Source organism: Dyadobacter endophyticus (assembly GCF_014641595.1).
In the GTDB taxonomy this organism is placed as follows: domain Bacteria; phylum Bacteroidota; class Bacteroidia; order Cytophagales; family Spirosomataceae; genus Dyadobacter; species Dyadobacter endophyticus.
On record NZ_BMIA01000002.1, the window covers coordinates 598,791 to 612,392 of the forward strand.

Consider the following 13,602-nt stretch of genomic DNA (forward strand, 5'->3'; position numbering starts at 1 on the left):
TAGGATATTCGTTTGGTTTAGCCTATTTACAAATGAAACCCTAAACTTCTCCGCTTCCTTTTTCTCTTTTTTAGCTCTGGATTCTGCGTTGTCATAGCGTTAAGGCCAATCCGATTTTCCAGCAGGCCTAGCGAGTATTCCCTGCCGATATCAGAACCCTTTATCTTCATTTTAGTCTCCATATGAAAAAATGCGATGCCTCGCCCCACATAGGTCTTGTATCCGTGCCCAAGTAAGTGTTCTTTCAATTCCTGGATCGAAGAGACTTGTGGCGTCAAACGGTCAATTAAAGATTTCAGCTTCATATGCGCCTTGTCCGCTGAATGAATCTGCTGGCCCAGGGCACGGTTGATCCGCATATCGTGGGTCGGTACCAGGCTCAACTCCTGTTCCATCCTGCGGCAGAACTTGCCGGTCCGCGCATAGTTTTTGAAATGGTCGGCGGTGTTCTTTCCGTTATAATTGATGCGGTTAGCGATAATATGAAAGTGTAGGTTGGCTGAATCTTCGTGCTTAAAAACGACCATCTGATTCTGCTCGAAGCCAAACTCTTTGGCAAATTCTCTGCAGATCTGCATGATCTTGTCATTGCCTGGCTTTTCGCCGGGCGAAAAGCTGAACGACTGGTGCCAGACGTATTTGGTTAGCTTCTTGTTTTTAAAGTGGTTGTCTGTATACTGCCGGGCAAGGTAGTCCAGGTCCAGGGTCCCGTCGGGTGCTGTTTTAAGGGCAAGGTTCTGAATATAAACCAGCTCCCCTCTGATGTTTTGTCGCTGGATTTGCTCGCCTGCCGTCGTTTGCTGACTCTTTTGATAATAGCAGTACTCCAAAATTCCTTTGGCGTAGCTGCCCAGTCCTGCTTTCCCGATCATTTACTGGTTTGCTGGATGAATTCTTCGATGGCATTTTCAATCTCGTAGTGTACCGAGGCGATATCTGCCGCCTCGTTTTTCCAGGCTGGCGTAAGATCCTGCAAAGGCTCAGTGTAATAGCTTTCGTATTTCGAAAGCAGCTCGCGCGCCGATCGGGACATACTGCGGGCTTCCCGAAGGATTTGCTCTTTGCTTTCCCCAGCGCCAAGGACATGGCCCAGATAATCCGACAGGGATGTAATCCAGCAGTCGATTTCAGTAAGTGTCTTTTGAAAGCTGCGAATCTCAAAGCTTTCAAAAACCCAGCGGGTGATAAGATCGGCGAGCAGCCTGACCCGCTGGCTGCTTTGTTGCCACTGCATAGAGAGCACCTGATGGTCTTTGGTCTTTAAAATAGCGAGCGATAGAATTCCGGCCAGCTGCTCGAGAATCCGGATTGTTTCGGCAGTCGCCTTCGGCAGCGTCCTTTTCTGGGGCCTTTTGAATGGGACATCCAGCGCCAAAGTCAGAAAGTACTGACTGGCTGAAAGCCCGCTCTTTTCAATGAGCTGATTGATCTGGCTTTTCTGGTCAGTGCTTACCCAGACGGAAAAATGTTCCCGTTTGGCAGTGCCCTTTTCCTTGGGCGGCCTGCCTTTCTTAATTTGATTTTTCATGTGTCTTATTGCTTTTGCTATGAGCCGCCAGGCGAATAGCAGGGGTCCAGGGGTTTTCCCATGGCCAGCCCGCCGGGGAGTCGCATTTTGCGACGTACCGGCGATAGCTGGCTGTGGAGAAAACCACCGTTCATGTTTGTAACCGTTTGAAAGCGTTTGCTTTCGTTCTAAAAAATTCGGGATTGTTTAAAAGAATTTGAATCCGTTCGAAAGCAGCAGAAACTGTGCGTTTCTGTTCGAAAATTCGCAAGACTGACGGGTTCTTACTGGCCGCCAAGCGGTACAAGCACACGCTTCGCTTGGGAATCATAGAGGTAGTGCTTGCCGATCTGGACTTCACCCTTCTTAGGCAAGGGGACAAGTTGCAGATACAACACGCCATCGTACTTGATGATCTTTCCGTGCTGCATGATCTGCCTGAAAGCCGGGGCGTCCGGGTACTGCTCCAAAATCCTTTGCCGCTCGACATACTGCTGTCCATGTCGTATTAAAACATAGAACAAGACTGACAGGACAATGCCGGCAATCGAATAGGGGCCGCTTACACCGAAGCCGTAGAACAGTGCCTGGCTGCGGTCTTGAAACTGCAAGAACCGTTTCCTGCCTTTCAGCTCTAATGCGGCGCGGTCGATGGCGGCGATGGATTTGTCGACCCTGCTTTCCAGATTTTGGAAATGCTCCTGGGTCTCAGACAAAAACAGGGCTGACCAGTCATCGATCTCGTGACCATACTTGGCCGCATACTTGCCCCTGGTCTGGGTGAGACGGTTGGGTTCGGTGTTATTCATCGCTGAAATTCTCTTTAAGTTCCTTTTTTAGTCTGAGCCTTGCGCCCGGTGGGTAGTCTTTCAGCGCATAGCCATTCCTGATACCATCCAGTATCTGTCCACCCAAAAGTGAAGCGGGCTCAAAGTCGCCAAAACGTCTGAGGTCAAGCCCAAGTGCAGTGCAGTTATCTTCAAGTTCTCGTGACAAGCTGGGAAACTGGGCAAAGCCAAAAAGGTTCTGCCAGATCACGATTTGAAACTTGGATCTGAGCGCTGCCCGCATTTTTTCCAGGAACTGAATACTGGCCACGTACGCTCCGCCGCCACCGATGATGATGTGAAATATGGCCTGGATTCCCAACTCGTCACACCATTCCTTTAAATCGATGTCGCGGGTGATCAAAGCGGGCAACTGCTCACTTTCCGGCGCCCCGAAATCCATATACACTTTATCGAAGGGACTATCCGCCAGGCTTTCCACATAACCGATGAAAAGGTCCCGCATGAGTCTTTCACGGTTGTCAAGCAGAGAGAAAGCCTCGAAGCGGTTCTGCCCCAAGAAAGCCAGTTGCCTGGTTGAGGTTTTTGTAGAGCTATCCAGGTCTACAAAAAGGGAAGAGTCGCCAGCTTCTGAAAGAGCCCTCAGGTAGGTATGAAGGCTTTTGCCTACGCCACCTTTGGCCTGGACGATGAAGTGAAATTGCTTTTTCATTGTTTGTTTGAATGTTTTGATTTGAACTTAAATTGGTCTTGTAGCTTGATTTCATCCGGATCGGTTACCTTGAAAGCGCTGGGTTGATTGCTTTCAACATATGATCGTTGATCCGGCTTTGGTTTGGGCTTTTCCACAGCCCCGGGGGTAGCCTCGGTTTTCTTGCCCTTGAAGTAAAACCGGCAGTAGCGCACATCTTCAGCCGTGATAAGTCCTGGCCTGCCCAATTTGGCGCTGATCAAATCGGCGATCCTGGCTCGCGTCAGTCCAGCCATCAGCTCCTGGTGAAAAAGCTTGAACAGGTTTTCTCTGCGTTTTCTGTCCTTTTGCTCGAAGAGCTCGATCAGCAGCTTCTCATCGATCAGCATCGGACTCAGCAGTTGTTCCGGTAAGCACTATACGACTGCCTAGTTGCGGGTGAAAAGAAGGATCGTAGCTCAGGTAGCCGTACCTGACCAGCTCCCGCATGCACTTATGATAAGTCGCACCGGATTTGATCCTGGAAAAACCCATCAGCTTCCGGCGGCTGGCATGAAACGGGATTTTTTGGATTCCGTTACCATAGTAAAGAAGCGCGGTGTAAAGGCTGATGTGATAAGAGTTGAGCCGGTCATCGGATTTGATCACTTCAAGTGCCGGCATGTCCATAGCAGCACTTGCCTGATTGTGCCTTTTCATCGCTTGGAGCCGTTTTGGTTGAGCATGGCAGCGATGTCGCGCTGACTGTAAAAGAAGCATCCGCCGATCTTGGTGAACCGAAGGTGTCCCTGGATGCGAAGGTTCTGTAAGGTGCCGGGCGAAATGCTCAGCATCTTTCGTACCTGAGCGCTTCTCAGCCAGGTGCCCTCCAAGGGCTTGTCCTGGGAAAGAATGGATTTGAGCTCTGCAACGATTTCTGTTTTTAGGTTTTGCAGATCCTCTCTGGTGATCATCTCTACATTCATTTTGCTGCAAGTTTATTGTGAAACATCCCGGCATAAAAACGGCCGGTTGCTTGCAAAAATGAACTGGGGGAGACTGATTCCAATGACCAAACTTAGCAGCTGGTCATCACTTACCCGGCTTTGAACCAGTCAGCACGATTGTGAAGAGCTGCAAATCCTTGGGTACCTCGACGGCCTTGCTCGTCTTTTCTTTCTGGACTGGAAAGTAATTGCGGGCTGTTTCGATGGGGATCGGTTTGCGGTCGTGCGTGAAATATTTACTTACCAGCTTATACCAAGCGGCTTGACCCTGAAAGTTGAAAAGCCTGCGCCCATCGGCAAGGACCAGATCTTGTAACTGATGGACGAGGTGGATGAAAGCACCCAGGTGCTTGTCGCGGATATCGATCTTGGTGCTCGGCTCAAATTGTCGAAGAGCCTGGAGCTGACTTTCAAGGTCAGTGATTTGCTCTTTGAGGCCGAGGATCTCTTTGTTATTTTCTGCAATAACCGCTTCCAAGGCCTGCGAGGAGTTCCACTGATCGATTGAGTGGAGGAACGTTTGGAATGCTTTCAGCTGCTCAATTTGTTCTTTGGAGCGAAGGGCTTTTCGGGAGAATGGATCCAAAAGCTTTAAAAGTGCAATCCGCGTCGACACGATCTCGGATACGTAGCGATGAAAACTTTGTTCGGAATCAGAGAACTTCTTAGTATGATGCCCGAGGTGGAAATTGTAAAAATCGGAAAAGTCCCGCTCTTGTAAATGGTAGAGCTTTAAAAGGAAGTGGTTGTCATGAAATGAACTTCGGATGAAAGGAGTACCAATCTCGAATTTATGGGGTTTGAAATTCCAAGGATCACGGACTTTAAAATAGGAGTTAGACATGGCATTTTTAACCATAAGTTACATGTTGCATTAGAAAAATGCAAGCAGGATTAGCCGTAAATTTAGACTGTAAGCTCGGGTTCACGACGGCTTGGCGTCGGACTTTGAACAGATAATGAAGCCACCGGTTCGATTCAACTTTAGTTATACATACCGCTGGCCCTCACTAACCTCTCCTTGATCACCTTCTGGAAGCTCTCTGGACCTGATACTTTAACCCGATCCCCGTAGGAAAGAATCAAACTCTCTAGTTCATAGTTCGGTATCACGTCTATGGATACGACTACCTCCGATTCATTCTCTGAAATTTTTTTCTGAGATCCGTGTAACGGCTTCGACAGCACATAAGGAGCTGCATCTTTGTTAAAAGTTAGCGTGATCAAAACTGGTTCCGCGTCCTGGTAAAGGGTAACTCCGATGATATCTTCAAAGTAATCATCGAAATTATAGTCGCAGTTTGAGATATAAGGAGTGTTTGAATCATGAATCGTAATGATGCGATCCAGCGCGAAGGTGGATATCCTGTCCCAGGTTTCGGATAAACCCAGTAAGAACCACCGGTTATTGTATTGCTTCAAATAGTAAGGGTGAACCTGATACTCTTTTGGGATCTCACTTCTGTATGATTGATATTCAAGGCAGAGAACCTTTTTATACAAGATTGCTTGAAACAGCTCGCCCAAATACTCGATGCCCTTCAAATAGCGATTATTGTCAAAGCTGATGATAGTCTCCTGATGTTTTTCCAGTAGGAAAGTTTGTTCCATTTTCGGTGCCAGCTCATTTACCCACTCAAATTGAGGCATTCCCTTAAAACGAGATAGTATTTGCATGGCTGATGCGATCTGCTCCAACTCAACCTGGTTTAGAGGCTGGTTATTAATGGAAAACTTTGTATCACTGTAGCGATAGAATATTCTTTTGCCATCTCGATGTCTTTCCAGCGGTATACTCCCACCTTCGTCACTCTCAAGATAGCGGATATCCTGTTCGATCTGCCGTCTACTTATGCCGTTGCTGTCTGGATCGATTTCGAGCAAGGCGTTGCTGCACGCATCGATCAGATCTTGCATGAAATATTTTTTAGCGGGATTCGAGAAGCAACGATCCAATACCCGAAATCGCGTATATGCGTTTTTGTTAATTGCCATGCAGAGGAGTGTTTTTTCAAAATTAATTTTTTCTGCGCAGATAGACTGCGCATGAAAAGGCAAAATTTGACTTGATGAAAAACAAAAGCGAAAATTATGGCAAACTTAAACTACGAGAGAAGGCTAATGAACCTCAATGCCCGTCGTTTTGACGAGCAAGTGGGCAAAGCAGATTTATCGGAATCATACGGGAAATTTATCCTTCCAAAAAATCTGGAATACCTCATTGAATCCATGAGACCGATTGAAAAAAAATACAATGATGTAACACTTGTTGCCGCTGAAAATGTGAAAAAGCATTTGGAACGGGATCTGTCGCTTCATTTTAACCGCGCATACCGAACTCAGGGATCAGTGAAGACTAGCACCAATATTAAGTTGCATAGTGATATTGATTTGTTGGTACTCGTTGACCGCTACCAGTTTTTGGAGCCAGCCTTATGCCCACCGCAGTACCCATACACGGATTCCATTCCAGACGACGATATTTGGTTATTGAGACGTCAATCTACAACCATCATGCAAAATCAGTATGACGATGTAGATACAACAGGTAAAAAATCGATCTCGATTACAAATAAGAATTTACGACGTAAGGTCGACCTCGTATTTAGTTTCTGGTATGACACACAAAGGTACTCGGAGGCAAATGATGAATTCTATCGCGGTATTTGTTTGTACGATTTTCCCGCAAAGAAGAGACTTCCAGATTTCCCATTTGCACACATTAGCAATGTTAATTGGAAAGGTGAAAATACTCTTGATGGGAGTCGAAAGGGGATTAGGTTGGTGAAGACGTTAAAGGCCGATTCGGAAGATCGAATCAAGCTTTCAAGTTTCGAACTGACTTGTTTGGTTCATTCAATTGAAAATTCAGATCTTTTTTATCGAAATCGTGAAGAGTTAAAAATCGCGATCAGTATCTCCTCGCAGATTGGTAAAATGCTCTCGGACTCTGTATACCGTAAGAGCATAAAGAGTCCCAACGCAACCGAAAAACCTTTTGATAACGATGATTGCTTGTCTGGTTTACGGAATCTTAAAGAAGATCTTGACCAGCTAATCAAAGATTGCGCGGGCGAATTGAACAATTTTTTAACTAAAAGATCACTCTTAATATACTAGTCATGGAATTAAAACCACGCGTTTTTATTGGCTCGTCCTCAGAAGGTTTGGATGTAGCCAAATATGTTAAATCTTATCTGGGTACTGACTTTGATTGTTACCTATGGAACGACGATATTTTCAAAAACAACGAAAGTGTCTTCGAGACTTTGTTGAAAAGCGCCAGTCTTTTCGACTTTGGTATTATGGTAGCCACAAAGGACGATTTTTTGAACAGCCGTGGAACCGAATTTGAAAGTGCACGGGATAATGTTGTTTTTGAATACGGCTTGTTCTTAGGCAGGGTTGGTCCTGGCCGCGCATTTGTCATTCAAGAGGAAGGAACCAAACTCCCCTCAGACTTATATGGAATTACAACCCCTAGGTTTGAAAAACTGCCAAATCTGGTTCATGCTGACAAGCTCAATAATGAATTGAGAAAAATCAGTAAATCAATGAAGGAGAAGATCAGCATCGGTGAGCTAGGTTTGTTACCTTCAACTGCTTTGGCGATTGGTTATTTCGACAACTTCGTGGCACTTACCTGTGAAAGTCTGTGTACAAAAGGTGAGTTAGTTGTAGAAGGGAAAACATTTAAAGAATTTTCATTCTGTATTGTAATTCCTGACGATTTGGACAGCGATATCAAAAAGCGATCAAACCTGTTCTGTACCAAGCACAAGCTCCGCCAGGTTCCCATTCAGGCAGCCGGTAGAAGTTACCCCATTTGGGTTTCCTATCAGGATGGTGATCGTGTGCTGAAAATTTATGACATGCCGACCACTTTAAACGGCATAGACCGAGCGATAGAGATGTATATGCGAAAAGGCCATATCGGAAAAACAGAAGAACAGCAATTGCTCGAAGACCGTGAACTCCGAAATTTTACAAGAGTACTTCAACTACTGATTGACAATGATTCTTACTGCAAGCATTTAGTACAAATTGTAAACGAAAATAATACGTCAATTTAGTGAGATAGATAAATCAGCGACACCTTGTTTTACGAAGGTTCGATTGGAAAATCTCAGTGGACGAATCATTTTAACTCTAATTTTAGGGTCGGAAAAACGCTTAAGGATCCGACCCTGGGAATTGCTCGCATCATGTGTAGTGGCTCTACAGTTCCGCTACATCTACAAGTCGGCAAAATGTAGGACAAAACTACGTTTTGGTTTTCCTTGCCAACTTTGCCATCCGTAGGTCTCGCCAGTAGGCCTGTTCTCGAATCCGTTCTTTTGTTTCTTCGTAGAGTGCCTCGATTTGGTCCCAGAAAGGCGCACTGGCAGAGTGTTCGGACGCAAATTCGATCGGAGTCTTACCACCCAACGAGCTGTGCGGCCGGAAATAGTTGTAGTGGAATTGCCATTGAGAAAGTTTGTCGTCCAATTCGGGGTCTCGCAGGTCAACCGTCGAGTAGAATTCTTGAAGATCAGTCTGCTGGCTTCGTTCGACTTTGCCGTTTAGATGTGGTGACCTGGGTTTTATGGGGCGAAACTTGATGCAATAATCCATCAACTTCTGCTGAAATGCGACCGCAAAAAACTCCTGTCCTCTGTCCGTCTGAATACGTTGAATGGGATAATGAAATTCCTCGATGAGTTTATCCAGAAAATCGATTGAATTGGCGGCCGACCGACGCTTGTAAAGTTTCAACACCCTAAGGCGGGTACAATCATCAATCGCTGTGTATTGATATAGGCCAGCTCTGATCTTGCAAACGTCTAACTGCACACGTTCACCAGGAACGAGCTTAGCATATCGAATTGGGGGACGATGTTTAGTAAATCGACGAATAGGTGCAACTGAATGCTTTTCGAGTATTCGCGCTACGGTAGAAGTTGAAATCTTTAAATCATGTAGCCTGAACAGATGAGAGCAGATTCTGAGTTTTCCATACTTGAATTCATCGCGCACCTTCAGCACGAGGGCTTCGTCTTCAGGAACATACTTTTGTCGCCCGAACCGATGCGGACGGTGAGACCGATCTGTAAAGAGATTTTCGTCCTTCCGTTTTATCCAACGCTGTAATGTAGATCTGGCAATCCCGCACCTCCTGGCTGCAACCGATACGTTCCCGATTTGCTTATAGAGGGTAACCCATTTTTCCCTTGCTTCTGCTTTCAGGCTTTCGGTGGCCATAACAACATAATTTGAATCCGCATCGTCTCATTTTTTCTCACAACCCTCGGGATAAGTGGGAGGGATTGCGAGAAAAAATGATCATTAATGTAACGACTTCCTGGAATTAATCGATGATCCAAATATGACTTTTTGAAGGATCAGAAATGATTGTAAGTGTAGCGAATGTTATGAACCATCACACATCATGCTAGGCAAAGCATATTAATTATTCCATCCATTCCACAATTTCAGGAAGTTCGCGACACACTTCTTTTAGTTTTTTTGAAAATGGAGAATTCATGTCCTTGAGAACAATTATTAGTGTATCTATCGCTCTCGTAAATGGAATGAGAGTCCATTGATTTACAAATTTTTCCCTTTTCTCATCCTCGGTTTCCAAAGCTATGCTTAACTGATCGGAATCGTCCTCGTTTTTGTAGGCCTTTGCTTTTGCTGATACAAATTCATCTAAATTCATACAGACTACCGTCCAGCCTTCCAATCCTCGACAAGCTTCATAGGGTACTATTCGATGCTGGTCAATTTTGACTGGATACTCTCTTCTTAGATCCTTATTTGTGCCGTCCCAAAAGTCGATTTTGCCTTCATATTCCTTTACCAGGCTACAAGAAGATAATTTTACGATTTTCTTTGTTTCACTTCCATCTCCGTTGGAACTGCTGTGAATTTCTTCTTCTCTTCGGACAATCAATGTGTTTGGTACAATAAACATCATTTCATATGCCTTATTCCCATTTTTCTTACAAAGTTCATATTGTTCTTGGTGCAATTCATATGTATAGGTCGAAGTCACAATAATTTTTCCACCTACAAACCCGTCATTTGGTTCTAACTCCCATCCTGGTAAACCAAATTTTTCCGCAAACATGTTTGCAAAGTGGACAAGATTGACCTTTTGGCGAAAGGATTTTCTTTCGTTTGTCTGTACGTAATCAATGTTAGGCTTCCATCTTGGTCTTACCCATTTGGCTGATTTTCCACTTCTAGTCATTTGATCAGAAGCTCTGGCAATCACAACTCTTGAAGGGCCGAATATTTTATAAAGTATATCAATCTCTTCATCTAGCCAGTCTTGGGCCTCGTCTATAAAAACATAATCCCAATCAATAGCTTGTTGATTTTTCGCCATTTCTAGGGGACTGCCAAGAGCTTTTTTAGCTTCAATAAATTCTATAAGACTTTGACAATATTCGGGGTATTTTTGAAAAAATGTGTTATCATCTGGTATACTGCTGCGGTCAAATATCTCGAATCCTTCTAATAGATCAATGAAGAATTTATGAAGTGTTATTATTCTAACGCTCTCCTGACCCGCGCTGTCTGGAATTCCTGCCAACGTTAAGGTCCTTCGTAAATCAGCAACGAGAGCAAAGTTAAAAGTTAAGATCAGGCAACGAAAACCGTAGTTAACGCATAAATCACTTGCCACTGTTAAAAGTTTAACGGTTTTCCCGGTGCCAGCTCTACCTGAAAATATGACAAATTTCCCATTTTGATCGGTATTTAAAATTGCATCTGCATATTTCTGCCCGGTTAGTATTTTTTTAGTTAACCTTTCAAAGTGCTGTCTCGTAATGTTTCCGGCATTATTTTTCACAACGTTGAATAACTGAAAAGCCTTGTCGAAATTGTCGAGATCATATCCATTTTCTCGTCTTACACCAGAGCTAAAAGCAAAGAAAGGTACTTTACCCTCTAAGCTAAGTCCGGATTCGTAAGGCGTATTCTCTGAGCATGCCAGCTGGAGTAACCAATCTATTTTGAAATTTGATGGTAAATAGTTGTGTGGTTTGCGTCCAGTCATTTGGTTTAAATCCTGAGCTGAAACGTTTTTCAACCATATCAAATTTACTATATATGGAGAATAACCAATTTCATCGAAATTTTTGAAGTACCGTAGTAGCGAGTACTTCTGTTTATTACTTTGATAAGTAACGTCATGATCGCGGCCATTATACTTAACTAGAAGATTGCCCGTGTTGCCAAGACTAACATCTTCTTTATGGTGATTCTTGAGTTCTATTACAAAACAGAAATTACTAAAATATACATTTCGATTAACGTACTCTTCCCGGTCTTTTGGCTTAAATTTGAGCTTTCTTACAAATCCCTTTCCAAATTGGCCAATGACTACAATGTCAATGTCCTTTACCTCTTGGCCGAACAAGGTTAGGTTCGTCGCAATAATTAGGTTGAAATCCTCCACCTCAGTTGGGATTTGCTCTTCGAAAATTTTTTTTAAATCGAGGCCTGCTTGATACTCATGTGTACCCTCCTGACCGGTAACCTTGATAATTCGAGACATGGTATGAAAATCTTGAAAGGATTAATAATAAACCTACTGTCCAAATGATAAATAGCCAAGGTCTACACCCTCAAATAAGTAACCTCACAAGCCTTACACTGTCTCTTAGCCTGAATAAATTCACTTAAATCAAACCAGCCGTTGGTTTTTTGCCAGATATCCAGGCCGCGGCCGAGAAGGATTTTCCATCCATTGTTAAGTTCAATAGATCGGTCATGTATGGATTCACGGAATTCAAAATTGAATGTGATTCCCATGGATTCTAGCCCATACTCCAGCTGCGATAATTTTTCCTTGAAGCCTTCGATGTATTCCTCGGTATTGACTGTTATCAGATTGATTTTTACATCCTGATCTATGTTCACTTTTTTGGTTACCAGCTCTATAAATTCCATCAGATTCCTGAACTGGTAAGGCAGCCGTATATATGGATCCGTAATGGTGATTTCTGTGCTTCCTACAAGATAATCACCAAACAGCTTTTCGTAAGAAATACCCGTTTGATTATCCCTCAGGATAATTTGCCCAGCTTTCAGTTCTTTTTGGATTTCTCTTGGAGTCTGTTGTTTAAATGTTGGTTCGACAGCTTGTTCTGGGATAAATTGTGACTCAACAACAGATGCTCTGCCATATTGTACTTCTTCAAGTGTTTCAACTCCATTTTTTCTGCCCGTTTCACGATCGGAGTAACTGAAATCTACCTTTTCAAAGGTTTCATCCATTTTTCGGAGTTGCTCTTTTACGCGCTTTCTGCATTCAATGGCGAAATCCAGAATTTCTCTGGCTTCTTCCTTATTGAATTTTCCATCCGGATAAATCACTTTAATCAATCCGGAGAATGTTTTTGAAATACCATCTTTATCCCTTGTCGTAATCGAATTCGATAATTCAAAAAACGGTTTGAAATCGTTTGTTCTGTCTTCTTTTCGCAGATCTTTTAAAATCTCAGCAAGATAATCCACTATGAAACCATAATCGGAAGTAAACATATCGTTACGTAACTTCTGCACTTCCCAGCCAGGCACGTACGCATGTATACGATCCAGAAATGCGGTATCGTAATAGTCTTTGGGTAATGCATCAAACAGGTTGCTGTGTTTGAGCATGTAATTGACAGTGTGGTCTGTATTGCCAACAAAAACCATAGAAGCGGATGCACCGTAGACTGACGTACCCCTGGAAAAGGATTTGTTGGCCATGTAGTTCTTCATGATATCTACCAGCCCACGATCCGTTTTCTTTGTCTTTCCAGCGAATTCATCATATGATATTACATCCCAAAAACCCACCAATCCTATGGCTCCGTTACTGTTGTTAACAAACAGTTTTGCCTTGGTCACTTCACCACCCGATAGCAGAATCCCATGTGGCGACAGTTCCGAAAAAACATGTGATTTGCCTGTTCCTTTTGGCCCCAGTTCGATCAGATTGTAATTATTTTCGACAAAGGGTACCAGCCGCGTTAGTTGCAATAATTTAGTTCTGAATGAAAATTCATCCGGATTTAGCCCCATTGTTTGAACGAGTAAATCTATCCACTCATTCTTTGTGAATTGCTGACGAGCCTCTTTGTACTCCTCTAAATCTACATTGGAAATTTGGATCGGCTTGATGCTGTCAACGATCCAGGGTGTTGAATTTTTTTCATCTGTCCGAAGGTAACCCATAGTCAAAATACACCACACACCTTCCGTCAATAGTTTAGGATAACTCCTGATCACATCATCTGCAACCGGAACTTTGTTTAAGCCCAGATTGGCGAAATTCGCTTCATACTGATCCTCCTTATCATTGAGTTTGACCGAAATCTTGTCAATAATTCTGTGAGAGCCTTTTTCTCTGATGGTCGACTTCACGATCTGAGCTTGGTCCCGGTGTACAAAGTGATTGGAAATTACGCTTTTTACCTGCTGAATTCCCTGTTCAATGGTAGCTTCATTATCCGTCGCGCAATACTGACCCAACAAGTATTCTAGCACATACGTAGGCACAATGGCATTTCCCTTCACCAGCTTGGTAAGATCTTTTCGAACTACCTTACCAGAAAAGTGGGTGTTGATTTTTTTATCCAGCTCTTTCAT

14 protein-coding genes are annotated in these 13,602 nt (G+C 43.7%); 2 read left to right on the top strand and 12 right to left on the bottom strand.

Translation table 11 applies throughout. The features are described from left to right. Window positions 1-26: 26 nt before the first annotated feature. From IEY24_RS14655 to IEY24_RS14695, 9 genes are all read right to left on the bottom strand, one after another. A complete protein-coding gene (locus IEY24_RS14655) occupies window positions 27-872 on the bottom strand; it encodes a relaxase/mobilization nuclease domain-containing protein (protein WP_188933308.1) in 846 nt (281 codons plus the stop codon). After that, window positions 869-1,528: a plasmid mobilization protein gene (locus IEY24_RS14660; RefSeq protein WP_188933310.1), complete on the bottom strand. Its 660-nt coding sequence runs from the start codon at window positions 1,526-1,528 to the stop codon at window positions 869-871. The genes IEY24_RS14655 and IEY24_RS14660 overlap by 4 nt, the downstream gene beginning before the upstream one ends. A 263-nt stretch (window positions 1,529-1,791) precedes the next feature. Continuing rightward, window positions 1,792-2,223, bottom strand: coding sequence for a hypothetical protein (locus IEY24_RS14665; RefSeq protein WP_229222339.1), 432 nt, complete (start codon window positions 2,221-2,223; stop codon window positions 1,792-1,794). Between the two features lie 85 nt (window positions 2,224-2,308). Next, window positions 2,309-3,007, bottom strand: coding sequence for a hypothetical protein (locus IEY24_RS14670; RefSeq protein WP_188933314.1), 699 nt, complete (start codon window positions 3,005-3,007; stop codon window positions 2,309-2,311). Then, window positions 3,004-3,375, bottom strand: coding sequence for a hypothetical protein (locus IEY24_RS14675; RefSeq protein WP_188933315.1), 372 nt, complete (start codon window positions 3,373-3,375; stop codon window positions 3,004-3,006). The genes IEY24_RS14670 and IEY24_RS14675 overlap by 4 nt, the downstream gene beginning before the upstream one ends. Beyond that, window positions 3,362-3,685: a hypothetical protein gene (locus IEY24_RS14680; RefSeq protein WP_229222340.1), complete on the bottom strand. Its 324-nt coding sequence runs from the start codon at window positions 3,683-3,685 to the stop codon at window positions 3,362-3,364. Before IEY24_RS14680 ends, IEY24_RS14675 begins: the two co-directional genes overlap by 14 nt. Beyond that, window positions 3,682-3,939 carry a helix-turn-helix domain-containing protein gene (locus IEY24_RS14685; RefSeq protein ID WP_229222342.1) on the bottom strand — a complete coding sequence of 86 codons (258 nt, stop codon included), beginning with the start codon at window positions 3,937-3,939 and terminating at the stop codon, window positions 3,682-3,684. The genes IEY24_RS14680 and IEY24_RS14685 overlap by 4 nt, the downstream gene beginning before the upstream one ends. Window positions 3,940-4,057: 118 nt before the next feature. Continuing rightward, on the bottom strand, window positions 4,058-4,816 hold the full coding sequence (locus IEY24_RS14690; protein ID WP_188933317.1) for a hypothetical protein: 759 nt from the start codon (window positions 4,814-4,816) through the stop codon (window positions 4,058-4,060). Between the two features lie 140 nt (window positions 4,817-4,956). Next, window positions 4,957-5,967, bottom strand: coding sequence for a WYL domain-containing protein (locus IEY24_RS14695; RefSeq protein ID WP_188933318.1), 1,011 nt, complete (start codon window positions 5,965-5,967; stop codon window positions 4,957-4,959). Between the two features lie 96 nt (window positions 5,968-6,063). On the opposite strand from IEY24_RS14695, the gene IEY24_RS14700 reads away from it, so the two are divergent. Beyond that, complete coding sequence (locus tag IEY24_RS14700) at window positions 6,064-7,092, top strand: nucleotidyltransferase family protein (protein ID WP_188933319.1); 1,029 nt, start codon at window positions 6,064-6,066, stop codon at window positions 7,090-7,092. Between the two features lie 2 nt (window positions 7,093-7,094). Then, window positions 7,095-8,045 (top strand): CBASS system CD-NTase-associated NAD(+) hydrolase Cap12, encoded by a 951-nt coding sequence (gene cap12, locus IEY24_RS14705; RefSeq protein WP_188933320.1) that lies wholly within the window; start codon window positions 7,095-7,097, stop codon window positions 8,043-8,045. 190 nt (window positions 8,046-8,235) lie between these two features. Here cap12 and IEY24_RS14710 read toward each other — a convergent pair whose 3' ends face one another. From IEY24_RS14710 to brxL, 3 genes are all read right to left on the bottom strand, one after another. Beyond that, entirely contained in the window at window positions 8,236-9,213 is a 978-nt protein-coding gene (locus IEY24_RS14710) for an IS481 family transposase (protein ID WP_188933321.1), read from the bottom strand. Between the two features lie 208 nt (window positions 9,214-9,421). Beyond that, a complete protein-coding gene (locus tag IEY24_RS14715; protein WP_188933322.1) occupies window positions 9,422-11,521 on the bottom strand; it encodes a DEAD/DEAH box helicase in 2,100 nt (699 codons plus the stop codon). Window positions 11,522-11,583: 62 nt separating this feature from the next. Continuing rightward, entirely contained in the window at window positions 11,584-13,602 is a 2,019-nt protein-coding gene (gene brxL, locus IEY24_RS14720; RefSeq protein WP_188933323.1) for a BREX system Lon protease-like protein BrxL, read from the bottom strand.

Bases quoted from the DNA above. Each gene is read 5' to 3' on its own strand.
- IEY24_RS14655 (WP_188933308.1), bottom strand. From the start codon at position 872: ATGATCGGGAAAGCAGGACTGGGCAGCTACGCCAAAGGAATTTTGGAG.
- IEY24_RS14660 (WP_188933310.1), bottom strand. From the start codon at position 1,528: ATGAAAAATCAAATTAAGAAAGGCAGGCCGCCCAAGGAAAAGGGCACT.
- IEY24_RS14670 (WP_188933314.1), bottom strand. From the start codon at position 3,007: ATGAAAAAGCAATTTCACTTCATCGTCCAGGCCAAAGGTGGCGTAGGC.
- IEY24_RS14675 (WP_188933315.1), bottom strand. From the start codon at position 3,375: ATGCTGATCGATGAGAAGCTGCTGATCGAGCTCTTCGAGCAAAAGGAC.
- IEY24_RS14680 (WP_229222340.1), bottom strand. From the start codon at position 3,685: ATGAAAAGGCACAATCAGGCAAGTGCTGCTATGGACATGCCGGCACTT.
- IEY24_RS14685 (WP_229222342.1), bottom strand. From the start codon at position 3,939: ATGATCACCAGAGAGGATCTGCAAAACCTAAAAACAGAAATCGTTGCA.
- IEY24_RS14690 (WP_188933317.1), bottom strand. From the start codon at position 4,816: ATGTCTAACTCCTATTTTAAAGTCCGTGATCCTTGGAATTTCAAACCC.
- IEY24_RS14695 (WP_188933318.1), bottom strand. From the start codon at position 5,967: ATGGCAATTAACAAAAACGCATATACGCGATTTCGGGTATTGGATCGT.
- IEY24_RS14700 (WP_188933319.1), top strand. From the start codon at position 6,064: ATGGCAAACTTAAACTACGAGAGAAGGCTAATGAACCTCAATGCCCGT.
- cap12 (WP_188933320.1), top strand. From the start codon at position 7,095: ATGGAATTAAAACCACGCGTTTTTATTGGCTCGTCCTCAGAAGGTTTG.
- IEY24_RS14710 (WP_188933321.1), bottom strand. From the start codon at position 9,213: ATGGCCACCGAAAGCCTGAAAGCAGAAGCAAGGGAAAAATGGGTTACC.
- IEY24_RS14715 (WP_188933322.1), bottom strand. From the start codon at position 11,521: ATGTCTCGAATTATCAAGGTTACCGGTCAGGAGGGTACACATGAGTAT.
- brxL (WP_188933323.1), bottom strand. From the start codon at position 13,602: ATGAAAGAGCTGGATAAAAAAATCAACACCCACTTTTCTGGTAAGGTA.